The organism is Paracoccus shanxieyensis (genome assembly GCF_009711265.1).
GTDB classification, from domain to species: Bacteria; Pseudomonadota; Alphaproteobacteria; order Rhodobacterales; family Rhodobacteraceae; genus Paracoccus; species Paracoccus shanxieyensis.
Map to the genome: position 1 here is coordinate 111,316 of NZ_WMII01000007.1, position 20,116 is coordinate 131,431.

Below are 20,116 nucleotides of genomic sequence, written 5' to 3' on the forward strand. Positions count from 1 at the left end.
CTGGCGAGCGCGCGAAACCCCCTGTATAGCCCGGCCATCATGACCGAGCTTGACCTGATCCGCAATTTCTCCATCGTGGCGCATATCGACCACGGCAAATCCACGTTGGCCGACCGGCTGATCCAGATGACGGGCACGGTCGCCGAACGCGACATGAAGGCCCAGCTGCTGGACAGCATGGATATCGAGCGCGAGCGGGGCATCACCATCAAGGCCAACACCGTGCGGATCGACTATCCGGCGAAGGACGGCAAGCGCTATGTCCTGAACCTGATCGACACGCCCGGCCATGTCGACTTCGCCTATGAGGTCAGCCGCTCGATGCGCGCGGTCGAAGGCTCGCTTCTGGTCGTCGATGCCTCGCAGGGCGTCGAGGCGCAGACGCTGGCCAATGTCTATCAGGCGATCGACGCAGGCCACGAGATCGTGCCGGTGCTGAACAAGATCGATCTGCCCGCCGCCGAACCCGAGCGCGTCAAGGCCAATATCGAGGAAGTCATCGGCATCGATGCACAGGATGCGATCCCGATCTCGGCCAAGACCGGGCTTGGCATTCCCGATGTGCTGGAAGCCATCGTCACCCGCCTGCCTGCGCCCAAGGGTGACCGCAATGCGCCGCTGAAGGCGATGCTGGTCGATTCATGGTATGACGCCTATCTGGGCGTGGTCGTCATGATCCGCGTCATGGATGGCGTGGTGAAAAAGGGCGAGCGCATCAAGATGATGCAGACCGGCGCGGTCTATGGCATCGACAAGCTGGCCGTGCTGCGTCCGCAGATGCAGGACATTGCCGAGCTTGGCCCGGGTGAGATCGGCGTGTTCACCGCCTCGATCAAGCAGGTGCGCGACACCCGCGTCGGCGACACCATCACGCATGAGAAAAAAGGCACCGATACGCCGCTGCCGGGCTTCAAGCCGGCTCAGCCGGTGGTGTTCTGTGGTCTGTTCCCGGTCGATGCCAATGATTTCGAGGCTCTGCGTGACGCCATCGAGAAGTTGGCGCTGAACGATGCAAGCTTCAGCTATGAGATGGAGACCTCGGCCGCGCTTGGCTTCGGTTTCCGCTGCGGCTTCCTTGGGCTTTTGCACCTTGAGGTGATCCGCGACCGGCTGGAACGCGAATACGATCTGGACCTGATCACCACCGCGCCCAGCGTGGTCTTCAAGCTGCACATGAAGGATGGCGAGGTGCGCGACCTGCACAACCCCGCCGACATGCCCGACCTGACCTATGTCGACCATATCGAAGAACCGCGCATCAAGGCCACGATCATGGTGCCGGACGAATATCTGGGCGATGTGCTGAAGCTGTGTCAGGACCGCCGCGGCATCCAGATGGACCTGACCTATGCGGGCAACCGGGCCATGGTGGTCTATGACCTGCCGCTGGCCGAGGTGGTCTTCGATTTCTATGACCGGCTGAAATCCGTCACCAAGGGCTATGCCAGCTTCGACTATCAGATCAGCGAATACCGCGAGGATTTTCTGGTCAAGATGTCGATCCTTGTGAACGACGAACCCGTGGACGCGCTGTCGATCATGGTGCATCGCGACCGCGCGGAATCGCGTGGCCGGGTCATGGTCGAAAAGCTGAAAGAGCTGATCCCGCGCCACATGTTCAAGATCCCGATTCAGGCGGCCATCGGCGCGCGGGTGATTGCGCGCGAAACGCTGTCGGCGATGCGCAAGGACGTGACCGCGAAATGCTATGGCGGCGATGCCACCCGCAAAAAGAAGCTGCTGGAAAAGCAGAAGGCCGGGAAAAAGAAGATGCGGCAGTTCGGCAAGGTCGAAATCCCGCAGACAGCCTTCATTCAGGCGCTGAAAATGGACAACTGAAACGGGGCGCTGCGGCGCCCTTTTTCATGGCCGCGCGGCTGTCCCGCCCGTCATGGCTTTACGGCCAAAAGCCCCGCAACATCGGTTGCAGGGCTGCCCGTCAGATCACGTCAGATCAAGGCGTTCGGTTCAGAAGCCGCCGGGGCCGGGGCTGTAAGGCGCGGCCGTCCCGGTCGCGCCATAGGCGGCACCGCCCGGCGCGACATAGGGCTGGCCGGGGGTCTGGCCCATCTGGGTCTGGGTATTGGCCGACTGTTCCGTCAGAAGCGCACCTGCCGACTGCATGTCACGGCCCGCGCCCTGCATGGTTTCACAGGCAGACACGGCCATCAGCCCGATCAGCGGTGCGAATTGAAGCATCCGTCCCATTTTTTGTCCTTTCTTGACTGCTCTTTTGCGGCGAATCTAATTCAGGCTGGATTTGTCTGCTGCTCACGGAAGCGCGAGAATCAGAAGACACGCGATTATCGGCGGAAATCCACCGATATTTCTCTATGCCGATCGGGCGGCGGATGGAATATTTCCCGTGATCCCACGACATTAAAATGCCGTGTATTCAACAGCGGGTATGAAAAAAGGCGACCCGAAGGCCGCCTTGTGGTCATGCAGGGGGTGGATTACATCCCTTGCTGGACCTCTTGGCTTTCGCGCGAAACGGCGGTGCCAGCGGCCTGCATGTCACGGCCTGCACCCTGAACGGTTTCGCACGCGGCCAGCGCCATCAGGGCAAGAATAGGGGTCAGCTTCATAACGCGACGCATCATTGGAACTCCTGCGGTTTGTGTCTGCGAGGTAACGTCATGAAACCGCCGACAGTTCCAGCGCGAATTAGCTTTTGGTTAATGAAATCCTGCCACTGTGTCCGGCATGACCAGATCGCTTTTGCTTCTTGCCATGCTGATCCTTGCCGGATGCGCCTCGCCCGCGCCCGGCTTCATCGGCGCGCCGCGTCACGACATCACGCTGGATGGCGTGGATTTCGCGGTTTTCGTAAAACCGAATGAGGCCGAGGTGATCCGCCTTGGCTATCTGCGCCGCAAGGACCGCGACCGGATCCCCGGATTGATGATGCAGGCCGCAGCCAAGGCCAGCGGCTGCGATGCCATCCCGCACAGCATGGTGACCCGCATTCCCGGCGACACCGGAGAGGCGCGCATCACCCTGCGCTGCTGAGGCTTAGCCCATGAATTCGGCGGCGGCATCGGCCACCTCGGTCGGGCGGTCGGCATGCAGCCAATGCCCGGCGCCCGCCAGAAACTTGATCTTGGCCTGTGGGAAGTATTCGCGGATCGCCTGAACCTGCGGCTCGCGGCAATAATCGGACTGACCTCCGGCCAGAAACAGCACCGGGCCCTGGAAGCTGGCCTTGGGGGCGTCGGGCCAGCCGACCAGATTGGACATCTGGTCGCGCAGCGCCGTCAGGTTGGCGCGCCAGCGCGGCGGATCGGATTTCAGATCCAGCGATTGCAGCAGGAATGCGCGCACACCCGGCTCGGGGATGTTTTCCGCCATCTGCGCATCGGCTTGCGAGCGCAGTTTCAGCCCGTCCAGCCGGACCGCTTCCATCGCGTCGATGTAGCCGGATTGCGTGTGGCTGTAGGCATAGGGCGCGATGTCCAGCACCATAAGCCTGCGCACCAGATCGGGATGCGTCAGCGCCAGCATCATCGCAGCCTTGCCGCCCATGGAATGTCCCAGCACATCCGCCGGGCTGCCCTTGGCTTCGATCACGCTTGCCAGATCATCCGCCAAGGCGGCATAGCTGTGGTCGGGATCGTGAAAGCTGTCGCCGTGGTTGCGCATGTCCACCAGCACCACCCGCCGCCCGCTTTCCGCCAGACGCCGCGCGATGCCGCCCAGATTCTTGCCCGACCCCAGCAGGCCATGCGCCACAATCACCGGCGGGCCGGCATTCTCGCTTCCGATTTCGGTCATGTTCAGCATCATGACGCGACCCTAGCGCCACTGGCGGCGGTGCGCCAGAGGCGCTAGCCTGCCCCAAAACAGGAGAGATCCATGGGCATCCAGAATATTCGCCCGATGGCGGATGAGGTGGCGGGACTGATGGCGGCACGCTTTGGCGGCGCGAAACGCGGCCAGCAGCCCGATCTTGAGGGCGTCATGCGCAAGCGCGGCGGCGCGCTGCCCCGGAAATTGCGGCGCGAGGCGATGTTTCTGGTGCAGGCTGACCGCATGGCGGGCCAGCCCAAGCTGGCACGGCAGGTCGATCAGGACCGGCTGTTGCGGGCCCATAAGGCGCTGACGGCCTATCTGCGTCCGCTGGGGCAGGGGGCGCGACTGCAAGGCGGTTTCATTCGCTGGGCATCGGGCGTGGTGCTGGGGCTGATGGTGCTGGCGGCGCTAGTCGTGTGGATCATGCTGCAGCGTGGGCTGATCTAGGCAGACGAAAAAGCCGCGCATGAGGTTGTCATGCGCGGCTTCATCTGACGGATCAGGTCTGGCGATTACATGCCGCTGTAAAGCGGGAATTTCGCGCACAGGGCTTCGACCTCGGCTTTGACCTTGGCCTCGACCTCGGCATTGCCTTCTTCGCCATTGGCGGCCAGCCCGTCGACGACTTCGACGATCCAGCGGGCGATCTGGCGGAACTCCTGTTCGCCGAAGCCGCGGGTGGTGCCTGCGGGCGCGCCCAGACGGATGCCCGAGGTGACGAAGGGCTTTTCGGGATCGAACGGCACGCCGTTCTTGTTGCAGGTGATGTGCGCACGACCCAAGGCCGCCTCGGTCGCCTTGCCGGTCACGCCTTTCGGGCGCAGGTCGGCCAGACACAGGTGGTTGTCGGTGCCGCCCGAAACGATGTCGACGCCGCCCTTCATCAGCTCATCAGCCATGGCTTGGGCGTTTTTCACCACCTGCGCGGCATAATCCTTGAAATCGGGGCGCAGCGCCTCGCCAAAGGCCACGGCCTTGGCGGCGATCACATGCATCAGCGGACCGCCCTGCAGGCCGGGGAACACCGCCGAGTTGATCTTTTTCGCGATATCGGCGTCATTCGTCAGCACCATGCCACCGCGCGGGCCGCGCAGCGATTTATGCGTGGTGGTGGTCACAACATGGGCGTGCGGCAGCGGCGAGGGGTGCTGGCCACCGGCGACCAGACCGGCGATATGGGCCATGTCCACCATCAGATAGGCGCCAACCTCGTCCGCGATGGCGCGGAAGGCGGCCCAGTCCCAGACGCGGCTATAGGCGGTGCCGCCCGCGACGATCAGCTTGGGCTTGTTGGCCAAGGCCTTGGCGCGCACGTCTTCCATGTCCAGCAACTGGTCCTGCTGACGCACGCCGTAGCTGACGACGTTGAACCATTTGCCCGACATGTTCACCGGCGAGCCGTGGGTCAGGTGGCCGCCCGAATTCAGGTCCAGACCCATGAAAGTGTCGCCCGGTTGCAAGAGCGCCAGAAACACCGCCTGGTTCATCTGCGAACCCGAGTTCGGCTGGACGTTGGCGAATTCGCAGCCGAACAGCTGTTTCGCGCGCTCGATCGCCAGATCCTCGACGATGTCGACATATTGGCAGCCGCCGTAATAGCGCTTGCCCGGATAGCCCTCGGCATATTTGTTGGTCAGGACCGAGCCCTGCGCCTCGAGCACCGCCTTTGAGACGATGTTTTCCGAGGCGATCAGTTCGATTTCGTCCCGCTGGCGGCCCAGTTCCTTGCGGATGGCGCCGAACACGTCGGGGTCGCGGCTGTCCAGCGTTTCGGTGAAGAATCCGGTATTGCTCATGTCGTCCCTCATGCAAAAACGGCTTGGCCGCGTTCTAGACGGTTTTGCAATTCCCCGCTAGGACGGATGCGACGCGCGGGCGGTAGATATTCCATGACACCGCAGGGGCTTGCGTCTGCGCCCCGCGCGGGGAAGATGTCGGGCATGAAAATGCATTTCATCGCCAGCAGCACCGAACCCGCCGCAGATGCCGCCGACCGGCTTTCGGCGCGCTATGGTCAGCACGCGATCCGCGATGCCGAGGTGATCGTGGCGCTTGGCGGCGATGGGCTGATGCTGTCGGTCATGCATCAGAATCGCGGGCTGCCGGTCTATGGCATGAATCGCGGCACGGTCGGGTTCCTGATGAACCATTATTCCGAAGACCGCCTGATCGAACGCATCACCGCAGCCGAGGAAACCGTGGTCAATCCGCTGGCCATGACCGCCTGCACCACCGATGGGCACGAACATTGCGCGCTGGCCATCAATGAGGTCAGCCTGCTGCGCGCCGGACCGCAGGCCGCCCGCCTGCGCATCAGCGTGAATGGCCGGGTGCGGCTGCCGGAACTGGTCTGTGACGGGGTGTTGCTGTGCACCGCCGCGGGTTCGACGGCCTATAACTATTCGGCGAATGGCCCGATCCTGCCGCTGGATTCCGATGTGCTGGCGCTGACCCCGATTGCCGCCTTCCGCCCCAGACGCTGGCGCGGCGCGATCCTGCCCAGCAATGCCGTAGTGCGCTTCGATGTGCTGGATCTGGAAAAGCGCCCGGTCATGGCCGATGCCGACAGCCGCGGCGTCGACTCGGTCGAATGGGTCGAGATCCGGACCGAAACCAGCATCCGCCACCGTCTGCTGTTCGATCCCGGCCACGGGCTGGATGAACGGCTGATGCGCGAACAATTCGTTTGAGGCGGCAGCCGGGGCAGGGTAAAGCGCGGGCATGACAAACATGCCCGTCCTTCCGCCCGAAATCGCCCGCCGCCGGACCTTCGCGATCATCTCGCATCCCGACGCCGGCAAGACCACCCTGACCGAGAAGTTCCTGCTTTTCGGCGGCGCCATCCAGATGGCCGGTCAGGTCCGCGCCAAGGGCGAGGCGCGGCGCACGCGCTCGGACTTCATGAAGATGGAGCAGGACCGGGGGATCTCAGTCTCGGCCTCGGCCATGTCGTTTGAATTCGACAAATATCTGTTCAATCTGGTCGACACGCCCGGCCACAGCGACTTTTCCGAAGACACCTATCGCACGCTGACGGCCGTGGATGCGGCGATCATGGTGATCGACGGCGCCAAGGGCGTGGAAAGCCAGACCCGCAAGCTGTTCGAGGTCTGCCGTCTGCGCGACCTGCCGATCCTGACCTTCTGCAACAAGATGGACCGCGAATCCCGCGATACCTTTGAAATCATCGACGAGATTCAGGAAAATCTGGCCATCGACGTGTCCCCCGCCTCATGGCCGATCGGCATGGGCCGCGATTTTATCGGGGCTTATGATCTGCTGAACGACCGGCTGGAGATCATGGACCGCGCCGACCGCAACAAGGTGGCGGAATCGGTCAAGATCAGCGGTCTGGATGATCCGAAGCTGGCCGATCACGTTCCCGCCGATCTGCTGGAAAAGCTGCGCGAAGAACTGGAGATGGCGCGCGAATTGCTGCCCGCCTTCGACCGTCAGGCGTTTCTGGAAGGCCATCTGACGCCCATCTGGTTCGGCAGCGCGATCAACAGCTTCGGTGTGCGCGAACTGATGGCGGGCATCGGTGAATACGGCCCGCAGCCGCAACCGCAGAACGCCTCGGAACGCCAGATCAGCCCCGACGAAAAGCCGGTCACGGGCTTTGTCTTCAAGGTGCAGGCCAATATGGATCCCAAGCACCGCGACCGGGTGGCCTTCGTGCGTCTTGCCTCGGGGCATTTTGAACGCGGCATGAAGCTGCTGCATGTGCGCTCGAAAAAGCCGATGGCCGTGTCGAACCCGGTGCTGTTTCTGGCCGCCGACCGCGAACTGGCCGAAGAGGCATGGGCGGGCGACATCATCGGCATCCCGAACCACGGCCAGCTGCGCATCGGCGACGCGCTGACCGAGGGCGAGGTGCTGCGCTTTACCGGCATCCCCAGTTTCGCGCCGGAACTGCTGCAAACGGTGCGCGCGGGCGATCCGATGAAGGCCAAGCATCTGGAAAAGGCGCTGATGCAATTCGCCGAAGAGGGCGCGGCCAAGGTCTTCAAGCCGATGATCGGCTCGGGCTTCATCGTCGGCGTGGTGGGGGCCTTGCAATTCGAGGTTCTGGCCAGCCGGATCGAGATCGAATACGGCCTGCCGGTCCGGTTTGAACCCTCGCAATTCACCAGCGCCCGCTGGGTCGCCGGGCCCAAGGACAAGGTCGAGGCCTTTGCCAATGTCAACAAGGGCCATATGGCGCAGGATCACGACGGCGATCTGGTCTATCTGACGCGGCTGCAATGGGACATCGACCGCGTGCAGCGCGACCATCCGGACCTGAAGCTGACCGCGACCAAGGAAATGATGGTGTGACCGCGCCGCTCATCAAGGCATCCGATGCCTTGATGATGCGCCGTGCGGCTGTCCGCATTGCGGGGGAGGTCGCGCCGCGACACGGGATCGGCAAGACCACAGCGCCAAGTGAGCTTTGGACCCTTGCGCATGCCTTGATGGGCAATCCGCACATCTTCGGGCCGGATTTTCCGCAGACGATCTGGCATCGCGACAGCCCGGATTTTCACATCGAAACACCGGGCGGCACGATTGGCCTGGAAGTGGTCGAGGCTATTTCCCCCCAGCGCGCCCACGCCAGCAGCGAAATCAACAGGCTCTATGCGTCAAACGGCGACGACGCATCAGGCGACGACCACGATCTGCCGAAATGCTATGATCTCAGCTTTTACAGGTCGGACAGCCAGATGTCGAAACGCCATGAGATCAGACGACGTGTCATTGACCGAAAGCTTGACCGCTGCGGTTGGCATCGGGATGAGCCACAGCGCGAATGGGCGCATTGCATGGCGCACGCGATCAACAGCAAATCTGACCGTGCCGCCAAGGGCAATTACGCGTCGTTCCAGCGTAATGAGCTGTTGGTATACGAAAACTCGGGGGCGCCGGATGTGGTCACCGACGACGCCCTGAAAATATTGGCGGCGGACACTGATACCATCCGCCGCCTGTGGCAGCACTTCACCGCGCTGCATGTTTTGACCCGCGGTCGGGTGCTGACCTTCAGCGCCACTTAAGCGATCGGGTCAGCCCTTGCGGGCCTGAGGCCCAGTCACACCACCGTCAGGTCCAGCGTGATGTCGGCGTTCAGCACTTTGCTGATGGGGCAGTTCTGTTCGGCAGCTTTCGCGGCTTCCTCGATCACGGCCTTGTCGCCGGTGCCGCTGACTTTTGCGGTCAGCGCGGCGGATTTGATCGCGAAGCCGTCGCCATCCTTGTCCAGACCGATTTTCGAGGTGGTCTCGATCTTCACATCGGTGATGCCCTTGCCTTCAAGGATCATCGACAGGGCCATGCTGAAACAGGCGGCATGCGCGGCGCCGATCAGCTCTTCGGGATTGGTGCCGGGCTGATCCTCGAACCTTTGCTTGAAGCCGTAAGGCACATCGCTGAGCGCGCCGGATTTGGTCGAGACCAGACCCTTGCCATCCTTGAGGCCGCCTTCCCATTTCGCCGAACCATGATTGACGATCATTGTCGAACTCCTGTTCTGAATGCATTGCGCCTTCCCAACGCGGCCCGGCTTGAGGCGGTTCAATTCTGCGCCTATCCATGGCGCGAAGTGTGGGGGCGCAAAGGGCGGGCACGACATGCCGTATCATGAACTGGCCGCCTTTGGCGCGGCAATGTGCTGGTCGGTGACCGGGCTGATCGCCGCACATTCTGTGTCGGTGCTTGGGCCCTTTGCCTTCAACAGGATCCGCTGGATTTCGGTGTTTCTGATCCTGCTGGCGATTGTCGTGATCAGCGGGCGGTGGGACGGCGTGACCGCGCCGGGCCATTGGCGCATCGCGGTGTCGGGGCTGCTGGGCGTGTTTCTGGGCGACATGATGCTGTTCATGGCCATGGTGCGGCTGGGTCCGCGCCGGACCGGGGCGCTGTTTGCGCTGAACGCCCCCATCGCCGCGCTGCTGGGCTGGCTGTTTCTGGGCGAGGAACTGTCGCTGATGGCCTCGTCCGGGATCGGCATTGCCACGCTGGGCATCGCCATGGCGGTTCTGGGTCGCCCCGGCCGGTCGGGCCAGCACCGCTTCGAGGAGGTGCGCGGCCCGGTCTGGATCGCGGTCGGCATGGGCGTTCTGGCCGCGACCGGACAGGCCACGGGATCGCTGATCGCGCGCCCGGCCATGGCGCAGGGGTTCGACCCTTATGTCGCCTCGATGATCCGCATCGGCGCGGCCTCGGTGGCGCAGGTGGCGATCATGACGCTGCCGCTGGCCATGTTCCGGCCAAAGGGCGCCGTCACGCCGCGCATTCTGGTGATGACGGTGCTGTCGGGCATCGTCGCCATGGTCATCGGCATGACGCTGATGCTGTTTGCCCTGCAGGGCGGCAAGGTCGGCATCGTCTCGACCCTGTCGGCGCTGTCGCCGGTGCTGATTCTGCCGGTGCTGTGGGCGCTGACCGGCGCGCGCCCCTCGGCCACGTCATGGGCGGGGGCGGCGCTGGCGGTGATCGGCATGTCGCTGATCTTCCTGCGCTGACGGGCTTGTCACTTGCCAAAGCCCGCCATTGCGCCAAGCTTGCCGGGTAACCTGACGGAGAGACCAAGATGATCCGAGCTGCCGCCCTTGCCCTGACCCTGATCCCCGCCCTTGCCCTGACCCTGATCCCCGGCCTTGCCTTTGCGCAGGATCACAGCGGCCATGGCACTGCTGAAACCGCCGACAGCCCCTCGACCGCAGCCTATCAGGCGGCGATGGAAAAGATGCATGCAGACATGATGGTGGGCTATACCGGCAATGCCGATGTCGATTTCATGCGCGGCATGATCCCGCACCACCAGGGTGCCATCGACATGGCAAAGATCGCGCTGGAATATGGCAAGGATCCCGAAGTTCGCAAACTGGCCCAAGAGGTCATCGACGCACAAGAGGCCGAGATCAAGTTCATGCAGGACTGGCTGGCCAAGCACGACCACTAGGATGGTGGGGCGGCTGGAACGCCGCCCCATTGGCTTAGCCGATGGCCTCGCGGGCTTTGGCGATGGCCAGCGCCGCATGGGCGGCCTCGCGGCCCTTCTGGACGAAATGGTCGCGGAAGATGGCCGTGTGATGATCGGTTTCCTGATAGTGATGCGGCGTCAGCGACACCGACAGCACCGGCACGCCGGTTTCCAGACCGGCCTGCATCAGCCCCTGAACCACGGCAGCCGCCACGAAATCATGGCGATAGATGCCGCCATCCACGACCAGCGCCGCGCAGGCGACCGAGGCATAGCGCCCGGTCCGCGCCAGATCGCGCGCCATCAGCGGCATCTCGAACGCGCCGGGAACGTCGAAGACATCGACCTGATCGCGCGGGATGATCTGGCAGAACCCGTCCAGCGCCTGATCGACGATATCGGTATGCCAATTGGCCTTTACGAAGGCATAGCGGGTGTGTGTCATCATGATCCCTTTCCAAAGTGACACGTCACCCAAGGCGATCACGCTGCGATCCCGCAAAACGGGGTCGCACGCTCTCTTTCATCCGGACTGTGACCGTCGGCCCAGGAGTTTCACCTGATCTGCTGACCCTTTCGCTGCGAAAGGCGCTCGCGGGCTGTAACCGCCGGTGGGGAATTCCGCCCCGCCCTGAGAACAGCCGTGTGATGCCAAGCCCGCCCGGCAGATGCAAGTCACCCCAGCTGCTTTTCCGCCTCGGCAATGGCATAGCGGTCGGTCATGCCCGCGACGTAATCCAGCACGATGCGCGCGCGCTGCGTGTCGTCCTTTGCGGCATCGGCCGCGGCGCACCAGTGATCCGGCATTTTCGAGGGATCGTTCAGATAAAGCGGGAAAAGCCCGTTCAGCATCTGGGTTGCGCTGGTGCGTTCCACCACGACCGAGGGCGCGCGATACATGCGCTGGAACAGGAAGGATTTGATGGCCTTCAGGTTCTGATACAGCGGCTTTGAAAAGCGGATGATCGGCCCGTCCATGTCGCGGATCTCATGCACGCTTGTCGGACGCAGGCTGGCCAGACGGCCCTGCGCCACGGCGATCACATCCTCGACCATGACGCCAAAGACGCGGCGCAGCGCCTCGTGACGGCGTCGCATGGGGTCCAGACCGGGATGCAGGCGGTCGACCTCGGCAAAGGCCTCGCCGACGACGGGCAGTTGCGACAGGTCGTCCTCGGTGAACAGCCGCGCGCGCAGCCCGTCATGCAGATCGTGGTGGTTATAGGCCACGTCATCGGCCACGGCTGCAACCTGCGCCTCGGCGCTGGCATTGGTGTGCAGCTCCAGATCCCATTCGGCATTCACCTCGGCCAGGGCATAGGGCAACGCGCCCGTCACCGGGCCATTGTGCTTGGCGATGCCCTCAAGGCTTTCCCATGTCAGGTTCAGCCCGTCGAAATCGGCATAGTGACGCTCCAGCCGGGTGACGATGCGCAGGGCCTGCGCGTTGTGGTCAAAGCCGCCATAGGGGGCCATCAACTCGGCCAGCGCATCCTCTCCGGTATGGCCAAAGGGCGGGTGGCCCAGATCATGCGCCAAGGCCACGGTCTCGGCCAGATCGGGGTTCAGATCCAGCGCGCCCGCGATGGTGCGGGCGACCTGCGCCACCTCGATCGTATGAGTCAGCCGGGTGCGGAAGTAATCGCCGCGATAGGCCTGCCCGTCATGTTCGACAAACACCTGCGTCTTGTGCTTCAACCTGCGGAAGGCGCTGGAATGGATGATGCGGTCGCGGTCCCGCTGCCATGGGCTGCGAAAGGTCGACATGCGCTCGGGCCAGTGGCGGCCGCGGCTGTCTTCGGGCTGGCAGGCATAAGGGGCGGTCATCGGTGCGGCATTCCTTGCGGGTGGTTGTCCCGAACCCTATATTCCACACCAGAAGACGGAAACGGGAACGCCCCATGAACGTAGAGTTGAACCTGCCCCCCAAGGTCACGGAACGCGCATTCGCGCGACTGGCCCAGATCAATGCCGACGGGCCCATGCGCGCCTTGCGGGTGGCGGTGCTGGGCGGGGGCTGCTCGGGCTTTCAATATGACATCAAGCTGGACGACCCGGCCGACGATGACCTGATCCTGAAGGGGGAAGGGCAAAGCGTCGTGGTCGATCCGGTGTCGTTGCCGTTCCTGACCGGCGCGGTGATCGAATTCACCGATGAACTGATCGGCGCGCGTTTCGTCATCGAAAACCCGAACGCCACCTCATCCTGCGGCTGCGGCACGTCCTTCGCCATCTGACCGGGCGTGACCTGATCGGGCGCGATCTGATCTGGCCACCGCCGATCCGCGCCGCTAGTCTCTGCGCCATGAAGATCGCGACATTCAATATCAACGGCGTCCGCGCCCGGATCGAGACCCTGACCGGCTGGCTTGCCGAGGCCCAGCCGGACGTTGTGGTGCTGCAGGAAATCAAGACGCAGGACGAAGGCTTCCCCGCGGATCCCATCGCCGATCTGGGCTACAATATCGAAACGCACGGCCAGAAGGGCTTCAACGGCGTGGCGATCCTGTCGCGCCTGCCGCTGGAAGACGTGATGCGCGGCCTGCCCGGCGACGACAGCGACGAACAGTCCCGCTATATCGAGGCGACGGTGGTCGGACATGCCGCCATCCGCATCGCGGGCCTGTATCTGCCGAACGGCAACCCGTTTCCGGGGCCGAAATTCGACTACAAGCTGGCATGGATGGAACGGCTGCGCAGCCGCGCCGACGCATTGCGCAGCAGCGAGATCCCGACGATCATGCTGGGCGATTTCAACGTGATCCCCGAACCGCGCGATGCCGCCCATCCCGAACGCTGGCTGGATGACGCGCTGTTCCAGCCCGAAAGCCGTGCCAGCCTGCGCCGCATCCTGCATGACGGCTGGACCGAGGCCGTGCGCCTGCGCGATCCCGATGCCACCCGTGGTCCCTTCACCTTCTGGGACTATCAGGCAGGCGCGTGGCAGAAAGACAATGGCATCCGCATCGACCATATCCTGCTGTCGCCGCAGGCCGCCGATCTGCTGGTCGACCTTGGCATCGACCGCGACGAACGCGCCAAGGACAAGCCCAGCGACCACGTGCCGGTCTGGGTGACGCTGGACGCCTGATCCAGACGCGCTGAACTCGCCAGGCCGACCTGCCATCCTTGTTTTGAAAATACCCCGGGGGACGCCTTTGCCGCCCCCATCAAGGGGGTGGCAAAGGCGGGGGGCAGAGCCCCCGCAGCGCCTCGGAAAACGCCGTCAGTCGCGGTCTTCGGCGTCGTCGTCATCGCCGAAGCGCGCATCGTCGTCATATTCATCCTCGCCCTCGCCGACATATTTTGCCGACAGCGCGATGGAATGACCGTCATGCGTGGGATCCATCACGACATCGGACGGGATTTCACCCGCCAGCCATTCGCGGATCTCATCGCGGGTCTCCTCGATTTCCTGCCCGGTTACTTCCGAGATATAGCGGATGAAGGCGCGCTGGTCGCCGTCGATCTCATCCAGCTCGGCCTCGTCAGCCTCGGGCCATTTCTCGGTGATCGCCTCGAAAAAGGCTGGCCAGTTCTCACTGACATGCGTCCATTTCATCAGTATCCGCCTCCGCCGACGCCTCCTTGGACCATGCGCGATGCGCCGGTGATGTCTTCACCGACACCTGCCACGGTGTTACATCCGGCCAACGCCAGAAGGGCGATAAGAGTTGCGGTTCTGATCACGTTCACTTCCTTTCTTCCTGCCACCAGGTTTCCGGCATGAAGCCGGGCCAATCTCCGTAAAGTGGCGTCTTTTCAGGATAATGCAGGTCGGCGCGATGCGCCAAGCGCGAAATCCGGGGTGAGCTGACCGGGATCACGTAACGTCCCGCCGTCAGCACCCGGTCCAGCGCCCTGACCGCAGCCTGAAAATCCGCCTCGGATGTCGCCCGGCCCATCTCGGCGATCATCGCCTCGGCTGCGGGCGAATTCATCCCCATCCAGTTGCGCGTGCCTGTCGCGGTCACGCCTTTTGCGCCCCAATACAGCAATTGTTCATTGCCCGGCGACAGCGACAGGCCGCGCTCATACCATGTCATGTCGAACTGATAGTTGTTGGTGCGTTCGACATATTGCGCCGCGTCCAGCATCGTGACTTGCGGGCGAATACCCAGATTTCGCAGCGATTCCACAAAGATGTTCACCATCTGCCGCACCTCGGCAGAAGAGCGCATGGCACTGCCTGACTGGTTCAGCAGGATCTCGAACGCGAAGGGCTGGCCCTTGTCGTTGCGTAGAACCCCGTCCTGCACCGTCCATCCCGCCTGATGCAGCAGGTCCAGCGCGGCGCGGATGCCCTTGCGGTCGATGGCGCGGTCGCCGCCCGGCGGCAGGACGTAGCCCTCCAGCGTTCCGGGCAGCAGATCGGCCTTGAACGGTTCCAGCAACTCGGCCTCGCGGCCCGTGGCGGGACCGGGCTGCATCGCCAGTTCGGAATTCGAAAAATAGCTGGTGATCCGGGGATCCTTGCCGCCCGACAGCGTCATGTTCATGAAACGGTAATTGAACGCCTCGATCATCGCCTGCCGCACGCGCCAATCGGCAAAGATCGGATCGCGGGTGTTCATCACCAGCCCTTGAATCCCCGAGGGGCGGTGATCCTCGATTTCGGATTTCACCATGCGGCCGTCACGCATGGCGGGAAAATCGAAATTGCTGTCCCAGCGCGAGGCGACGAGTTCGCGCCACAGGTCGATCTCACCGGCCTTGAAGGCCTCGAACATGGCCGAGGCATCGCCGAAATAATCGTAGCGGATGACATCCAGATTGTTCAGCCCCTGCATCACCGGCAGATCGCGGCCCCAGTATTCGGGATTGCGGCGGAAGGTGATGGACCGCCCGGCATCCACCCGGTCGATGACATAGGGCCCCGAACCGATGGGCACGGTCAGCCCGGATCTGTCGAAGTCGCGCCCCTGCCACTGGGCCTTTTGCAGGATGGGGCGCATCCCCATCAGCAGCGCCAGTTCGCGGTCGGGCGTGTTGAAGGTCAGCCGGACCGAGCGCGGGCCGGTCTGTTCCATCTTTTCGACGCGCGACCATGTGCTGGTATAGCGCGGATGCCCCTTGGTCCCCAGTGTCTGGAACGACCACATCACATCCTCGACCGTCACCGGCGATCCGTCGGAAAACCGCGCCTCGGGGCGCAGGGTGAATTCCACCCATGACCGCGCCGCATCGGTCTCGACGCTTTCGGCCAGAAGCCCGTAAAGCGTGAACGGCTCGTCGATCGAGCGGATCATCAGCGGCTCGGCCAGAAGGCCCGGCTGGGTAAAGATCGGCCAGACCGGATTGCCCATCAGGATCCAGGGGTTCAGCGAATCGAACGTGCCTGATTCTGCCAGTCGAATCGTCCCGCCCTTGGGCGCGTCGGGATTGGCATAGGGCAGATGGGTAAAGCCCGGCTTCAGCGCAGGTTCTCCATACATTGCAATGGCATGGCTGGGCTCGGCAGGGCTTGCCAATGGCATGGATGCAACACACACGCTAAGCGCGAGCGCCCGCCAGATCGCGGATTCACGGGAGAATCTGAAGAATCGCATGCTCGATGGCCCTGATTTTCGGGTCGCTGGTTTTGTTGCACATCAGAATAACCGCGCGTTTACCAGAGGGCAAACTTACCCATTGGACTCAACTGGGGAAAAGCGTATAGATATCTCACTGCTCGATAGGTTTCTTGCCTGTATGAAACCTGCCTCATGACTTGCGCCCGCCTTGTGCGGGCGCTTTTTTTGTTCTGTATCAGCCCTGCGCGACAGGCAGAAAATCCTGTCTGCGCCATGCAAAACGCCCCCGGAGTTTCGGGGGCGCCAAGCTGGTCACGAATGCGTCAGCCGCAATCAGAAGCGATAGGATGCGCGGATCTGCACCAGATCGGTGTCGATATCGGCGTTGTCCACGTCGAAGACATCCTTGAAGTCGGCGCGCGAATATTCCGCACCCACGGTGAATTTGTCGGTCAGTTTGAAGTCGGCGCCGACACCATAGGTCACGCCGGTTTCCGACAGGTCGTTGTCGCCGCTGACATGGGCCGCCCCCAGCGTGACATAGGGCAGGAAGCGGCCCATGTCGTAACCGGCGCGGGCGCGCAGGCGCCACAGATCGGCGTCGCCGCTATTGTCGAAATCGGTCTTGTCATAGGACAGTTCGCCACCGGCAACGAATTTGCCGAAGTCGCGCAGATAGCCGCCGTGCAGACCGTATGAATCGAAGTCCTCGTCTGCGGCGTAGTTCGGCTCGGCATTGCCTTTGCTGTACTGCAGACCGGCATAGAAGCCCGTCCAGTCGCTGGCGTCGACGGTGACGGGCGTGGGCGCGACGACGACCGGCGCTTCGACGACCGGGGCGACGTAGCCGCCAGCATGGGCCGACGCCGAAGCTGCGATGGTGGCGAGGGCTGCGTAAGCTGCAATCTTCATGGTGATATTCCGGAATGTTAGATCGGAGCGTCTGCATAGCACCACGGCTTTCAGGGACCAGCCCACGCCGTGTCAAACATTCGCGATGCAGCGTGAGAAGGCGGTGACCGCCCGGATTTCGCATGGCAGCCATCCTTGGCTTGCACGGAACCTCTGCCCGGTCCCGGACTTGTTCTTGCGCGAAGAATTTCCGATGCTGCACGCGCAGCATCAGGTGAGGAGATGGCGATGTTTCAGAAATTCCTTGGCGGCAAGACCGCCGTTGTGACCGGCTCGAATTCCGGGATCGGTCTTGGCGTGGCGGTCGAACTGGCGAAGGCCGGGGCGGATCTGGTCCTGAACAGTTTTACCGATGCGCCCGAAGATCACGCGCTGGCCGAAAAGCTGGCCAAGGAACATGGCGTCAAGGTGCGCTATATCCAGGCCGACATGTCCAAGGGCGATGAGTGCCGCGCGCTGATCGAAAAGGCCGGCACCTGCGATATTCTGGTCAACAATGCCGGCATCCAGCATGTCGCGCCGATCCCGGAATTCCCGGTCGAGAAATGGGACGCGATCATCGCGATCAACCTCAGCTCGGCCTTCCACACCACCGCCGTGGCGCTGCCGATGATGCGCAAGGCGGGCTGGGGACGGGTCATCAACATCGCCTCGGCGCATGGTCTGACGGCCAGCCCCTATAAGTCGGCCTATGTCGCCGCCAAGCACGGCATCGTCGGGCTGACCAAGGTGACGGCGCTGGAAACCGCCAAGGATGCCGTCACGGCCAATGCGATCTGCCCCGGCTATGTGCTGACGCCCATCGTGGAAAAGCAGATCCCGGATCAGATGAAGGCCACCGGCATGTCGCGCGAAGACGTGATCGAAAAGGTCATGCTGGAGCGGCAGCCCTCGGGGAAATTCGCCACGGTCGAACAGATGGGCGGCACGGCGGTCTTCCTGTGCTCGGCCGCCGCCGACCAGATCACCGGCACGGCGATTTCCGTCGATGGCGGCTGGACGGCGCTGTAACGCGGCCTCAGCGGCGGATCAGTTCGCGCAGCACGCAACCCGGCCCGTCGCCCGACAAGGTGCGGCGGGTCAATTCTTTCCAGTCGCCTTCGTCGAAGGCCGGAAAGAACGCATCGGCATCGGGGATGTCCAGATCGACCTCGGTCACCAGCAGCCGGTCGGCCAGCGGCAGCATCTCGCGATAGATCGCCTGTCCGCCGATGCCGTTGATGCGGGTATAGCCTGCGGCCTGCGCCATGGCGATGGCATCCGCAACACTGGCTGCAACATGTTCGGCCAGCCCGGCATCACGGCTGACGACGATATTCATGCGGTTCTTCAGCGGTTTGACAGGCAGGCTGTCCCATGTGCGGCGGCCCATGACCACGGCGCTGCCCAGCGTTTCGCGCTGAAAGCTGCGCAGATCCTCGGGCGAATGCCACGGGATGTCGTTGTCGCGGCCAATCGCCCCATTGCGCGCCCGCGCCACCACAAGCGAGATCATACCGCCACCGGAGCCTTGATCGCGGGGGCGGGGTCATAGTCCAGAAACTCGAAATCCTCGAAGCGGAAATCAAAGATCGAATCGACCTGCCGCGCGATCCGCAGCCGGGGCAGCGGGCGGGGGGCGCGGGACAGCTGCGTCTGCACCTGATCCAGATGGTTCAGATAGATATGCGCGTCGCCCATGGTGTGGATGAAATCCCCGGCCTCATACCCGGTCACATGCGCCAGCATATGCGTCAGCAGCGCGTAAGAGGCGATGTTGAAGGGCACCCCCAGAAACATGTCGGCCGAGCGCTGGTAAAGCTGCAGATGCAGCTTGCCCTTCTGGATGCGCACCTGCCACAGCGTATGGCAGGGGGGCAGGGCCATCTGGTCGACCTCGCCGGGGTTCCATGCCGACACGATCAGGCGGCGGGAATCGGGCGTCTTGCGGATGCGGTCGATCAGCTGCGCGATCTGGTCGACCTCGCCCACCACGACGCGGCCATCGGCTTCGCGCAGGGTCGGGAAATGGCGCCACTGATGGCCATAGACCGGCCCCAGATCGCCCTGCGCATCCGCCCATTCGTCCCAGATGCTGACGCCGTTTTCCTGCAGATAGCGGATATTCGTGTCGCCCGACAGAAACCACAGCAGCTCATGCACGATCGAGCGCAGATGCAGCTTCTTGGTGGTGACCAGCGGAAAGCCATCCTCCAGCGAATAGCGGCACTGCATGCCGAAATGCGACAGCGTGCCCGTGCCGGTGCGGTCGGTGGATTGCGTGCCTTGCTCCAATACGGTGCGAAGTGCGTCGAGATATTGGCGCATGGTCCATCCTTCCGTCGTCAGAGCTTCGGCTTAAGGCTAGCGGTTGCGCGTGTCGATGGGATAGGCGGTGGTAAAGCGGATCCGCTCCATCGCGAAATGCGAGGTGACGTTCTTGATGGGCACGGCATCGGTCAGGCGTTTGTAAAATATATCAAAGGCTTCCATGCTGGAAATCGCCACCCGCAGCAGATAGTCCATATCGCCCGCCATACGATAGGCTTCCATGATCTCGGGCAGCGTCTCGACAGCTTTGGTGAAATCCTGCCGCCATTCCACGGTATGATTCGGGGCCTCGATCTCGACAAAGACGACGATGCCCAGACCCAACTGCGACGGGTTTGCCAACGCCACGCGGCCGGTCAGCACGCCATTCGCCTCAAGCTTCTGAATTCGCTTCCAGCAGGGCGTCTGCGACAGCCCCACCTTTTCCGCGATTTGCGAGATGGGAAGCGTTGCGTCGCGCATCAGTTCAGCAACGATCTTGCGGTCGATCAGGTCCAGATCAGACATATTTTCCAACCCCTGTCAGCTTTGGCTATCGGGGAGGAGATTATTCTACCTATAAACGATAAGCAATGTCGTGTATTTATCGCTCATGAATTTTTACCGCTGGGACAACAAGGGAGCCATG

General features: G+C 62.9%; 24 protein-coding genes and 1 riboswitch. Of the genes, 11 read left to right on the forward strand and 13 right to left on the reverse strand.

From position 1 onward, the window contains the following. The first annotated feature begins 39 nt into the window (after positions 1-39). Positions 40-1,839, forward strand: a complete 1,800-nt coding sequence (gene lepA, locus GL284_RS09160; protein ID WP_155044301.1) for a translation elongation factor 4 — start codon at positions 40-42, stop codon at positions 1,837-1,839. A gap of 129 nt (positions 1,840-1,968) precedes the next feature. On the opposite strand, the gene GL284_RS09165 is transcribed toward lepA, so the two are convergent. Both GL284_RS09165 and GL284_RS09170 read right to left on the reverse strand, forming a co-directional pair. Beyond that, entirely contained in the window at positions 1,969-2,208 is a 240-nt protein-coding gene (locus GL284_RS09165; RefSeq protein ID WP_155044302.1) for an entericidin A/B family lipoprotein, read from the reverse strand. 248 nt (positions 2,209-2,456) lie between these two features. Continuing rightward, positions 2,457-2,600, reverse strand: a complete 144-nt coding sequence (locus GL284_RS09170) for an entericidin A/B family lipoprotein (protein ID WP_155044405.1) — start codon at positions 2,598-2,600, stop codon at positions 2,457-2,459. 106 nt (positions 2,601-2,706) lie between these two features. Here GL284_RS09170 and GL284_RS09175 point away from each other — a divergent pair, with 106 nt between their 5' ends. Then, positions 2,707-3,012: a hypothetical protein gene (locus GL284_RS09175; protein WP_155044303.1), complete on the forward strand. Its 306-nt coding sequence runs from the start codon at positions 2,707-2,709 to the stop codon at positions 3,010-3,012. Between the two features lie 3 nt (positions 3,013-3,015). Here the strand turns inward: GL284_RS09175 and GL284_RS09180 are convergent, their stop codons facing one another. Continuing rightward, on the reverse strand, positions 3,016-3,783 hold the full coding sequence (locus tag GL284_RS09180; protein ID WP_155044406.1) for an alpha/beta fold hydrolase: 768 nt from the start codon (positions 3,781-3,783) through the stop codon (positions 3,016-3,018). Positions 3,784-3,855: 72 nt separating this feature from the next. On the opposite strand from GL284_RS09180, the gene GL284_RS09185 reads away from it, so the two are divergent. Continuing rightward, positions 3,856-4,239, forward strand: coding sequence for a hypothetical protein (locus GL284_RS09185; protein WP_155044304.1), 384 nt, complete (start codon positions 3,856-3,858; stop codon positions 4,237-4,239). A 65-nt stretch (positions 4,240-4,304) separates the two neighbouring features. Here GL284_RS09185 and glyA read toward each other — a convergent pair whose 3' ends face one another. Then, positions 4,305-5,588 (reverse strand): serine hydroxymethyltransferase, encoded by a 1,284-nt coding sequence (gene glyA, locus GL284_RS09190; RefSeq protein ID WP_155044305.1) that lies wholly within the window; start codon positions 5,586-5,588, stop codon positions 4,305-4,307. A gap of 135 nt (positions 5,589-5,723) precedes the next feature. Between glyA and GL284_RS09195 the strand changes: the two genes are divergently transcribed. From GL284_RS09195 to GL284_RS09205, 3 genes are read left to right on the forward strand one after another with little or no spacing between them, the layout of a single operon-like run. Then, positions 5,724-6,482, forward strand: a complete 759-nt coding sequence (locus tag GL284_RS09195; protein WP_196216752.1) for an NAD kinase — start codon at positions 5,724-5,726, stop codon at positions 6,480-6,482. Between the two features lie 31 nt (positions 6,483-6,513). Next, positions 6,514-8,109, forward strand: a complete 1,596-nt coding sequence (locus tag GL284_RS09200; RefSeq protein WP_155044307.1) for a peptide chain release factor 3 — start codon at positions 6,514-6,516, stop codon at positions 8,107-8,109. Then, positions 8,106-8,825 carry a hypothetical protein gene (locus GL284_RS09205; protein ID WP_155044308.1) on the forward strand — a complete coding sequence of 240 codons (720 nt, stop codon included), beginning with the start codon at positions 8,106-8,108 and terminating at the stop codon, positions 8,823-8,825. The genes GL284_RS09200 and GL284_RS09205 overlap by 4 nt, the downstream gene beginning before the upstream one ends. A 35-nt stretch (positions 8,826-8,860) precedes the next feature. Here GL284_RS09205 and GL284_RS09210 read toward each other — a convergent pair whose 3' ends face one another. Then, positions 8,861-9,283, reverse strand: a complete 423-nt coding sequence (locus GL284_RS09210) for an OsmC family protein (protein ID WP_155044309.1) — start codon at positions 9,281-9,283, stop codon at positions 8,861-8,863. A gap of 115 nt (positions 9,284-9,398) precedes the next feature. On the opposite strand from GL284_RS09210, the gene GL284_RS09215 reads away from it, so the two are divergent. Further along, positions 9,399-10,292: a DMT family transporter gene (locus GL284_RS09215; RefSeq protein ID WP_155044310.1), complete on the forward strand. Its 894-nt coding sequence runs from the start codon at positions 9,399-9,401 to the stop codon at positions 10,290-10,292. A gap of 68 nt (positions 10,293-10,360) precedes the next feature. Then, on the forward strand, positions 10,361-10,732 hold the full coding sequence (gene copM / locus GL284_RS09220) for a CopM family metallochaperone (RefSeq protein WP_155044311.1): 372 nt from the start codon (positions 10,361-10,363) through the stop codon (positions 10,730-10,732). A 34-nt stretch (positions 10,733-10,766) separates the two neighbouring features. Here the strand turns inward: copM and GL284_RS09225 are convergent, their stop codons facing one another. Both GL284_RS09225 and GL284_RS09230 read right to left on the reverse strand, forming a co-directional pair. Further along, positions 10,767-11,198, reverse strand: coding sequence for a 6,7-dimethyl-8-ribityllumazine synthase (locus GL284_RS09225; protein ID WP_155044407.1), 432 nt, complete (start codon positions 11,196-11,198; stop codon positions 10,767-10,769). Between the two features lie 66 nt (positions 11,199-11,264). Further along, a riboswitch (FMN riboswitch) is annotated at positions 11,265-11,396 on the reverse strand. Positions 11,397-11,428: 32 nt separating this feature from the next. After that, a complete protein-coding gene (locus GL284_RS09230; RefSeq protein WP_155044312.1) occupies positions 11,429-12,580 on the reverse strand; it encodes a deoxyguanosinetriphosphate triphosphohydrolase in 1,152 nt (383 codons plus the stop codon). A gap of 74 nt (positions 12,581-12,654) precedes the next feature. Between GL284_RS09230 and GL284_RS09235 the strand changes: the two genes are divergently transcribed. Together GL284_RS09235 and xth are read left to right on the forward strand one after the other, a co-directional pair. Next, on the forward strand, positions 12,655-12,990 hold the full coding sequence (locus GL284_RS09235; RefSeq protein ID WP_155044313.1) for a HesB/IscA family protein: 336 nt from the start codon (positions 12,655-12,657) through the stop codon (positions 12,988-12,990). Between the two features lie 68 nt (positions 12,991-13,058). Then, complete coding sequence (xth, locus tag GL284_RS09240; protein WP_155044314.1) at positions 13,059-13,844, forward strand: exodeoxyribonuclease III; 786 nt, start codon at positions 13,059-13,061, stop codon at positions 13,842-13,844. 135 nt (positions 13,845-13,979) lie between these two features. Here xth and GL284_RS09245 read toward each other — a convergent pair whose 3' ends face one another. The 3 genes from GL284_RS09245 to GL284_RS09255 form a co-directional block, all read right to left on the reverse strand. Then, positions 13,980-14,315 carry a hypothetical protein gene (locus tag GL284_RS09245; RefSeq protein ID WP_155044315.1) on the reverse strand — a complete coding sequence of 112 codons (336 nt, stop codon included), beginning with the start codon at positions 14,313-14,315 and terminating at the stop codon, positions 13,980-13,982. 130 nt (positions 14,316-14,445) lie between these two features. Next, on the reverse strand, positions 14,446-16,302 hold the full coding sequence (locus GL284_RS09250) for an extracellular solute-binding protein (protein ID WP_155044316.1): 1,857 nt from the start codon (positions 16,300-16,302) through the stop codon (positions 14,446-14,448). A gap of 297 nt (positions 16,303-16,599) precedes the next feature. After that, positions 16,600-17,178: an outer membrane protein gene (locus GL284_RS09255; protein WP_155044317.1), complete on the reverse strand. Its 579-nt coding sequence runs from the start codon at positions 17,176-17,178 to the stop codon at positions 16,600-16,602. Positions 17,179-17,406: 228 nt separating this feature from the next. Between GL284_RS09255 and GL284_RS09260 the strand changes: the two genes are divergently transcribed. Next, positions 17,407-18,189, forward strand: a complete 783-nt coding sequence (locus tag GL284_RS09260) for a 3-hydroxybutyrate dehydrogenase (protein WP_155044318.1) — start codon at positions 17,407-17,409, stop codon at positions 18,187-18,189. Positions 18,190-18,196: 7 nt separating this feature from the next. Here the strand turns inward: GL284_RS09260 and GL284_RS09265 are convergent, their stop codons facing one another. From GL284_RS09265 to GL284_RS09275, 3 genes are read right to left on the reverse strand one after another with little or no spacing between them, the layout of a single operon-like run. Continuing rightward, on the reverse strand, positions 18,197-18,673 hold the full coding sequence (locus GL284_RS09265) for a dihydrofolate reductase (protein WP_155044319.1): 477 nt from the start codon (positions 18,671-18,673) through the stop codon (positions 18,197-18,199). Further along, positions 18,670-19,485 (reverse strand): thymidylate synthase, encoded by an 816-nt coding sequence (locus GL284_RS09270; protein ID WP_155044320.1) that lies wholly within the window; start codon positions 19,483-19,485, stop codon positions 18,670-18,672. The genes GL284_RS09265 and GL284_RS09270 overlap by 4 nt, the downstream gene beginning before the upstream one ends. Before the next feature lie 36 nt (positions 19,486-19,521). Then, positions 19,522-19,995: an Lrp/AsnC family transcriptional regulator gene (locus tag GL284_RS09275; protein ID WP_155044321.1), complete on the reverse strand. Its 474-nt coding sequence runs from the start codon at positions 19,993-19,995 to the stop codon at positions 19,522-19,524. Positions 19,996-20,116: the final 121 nt, after the last annotated feature.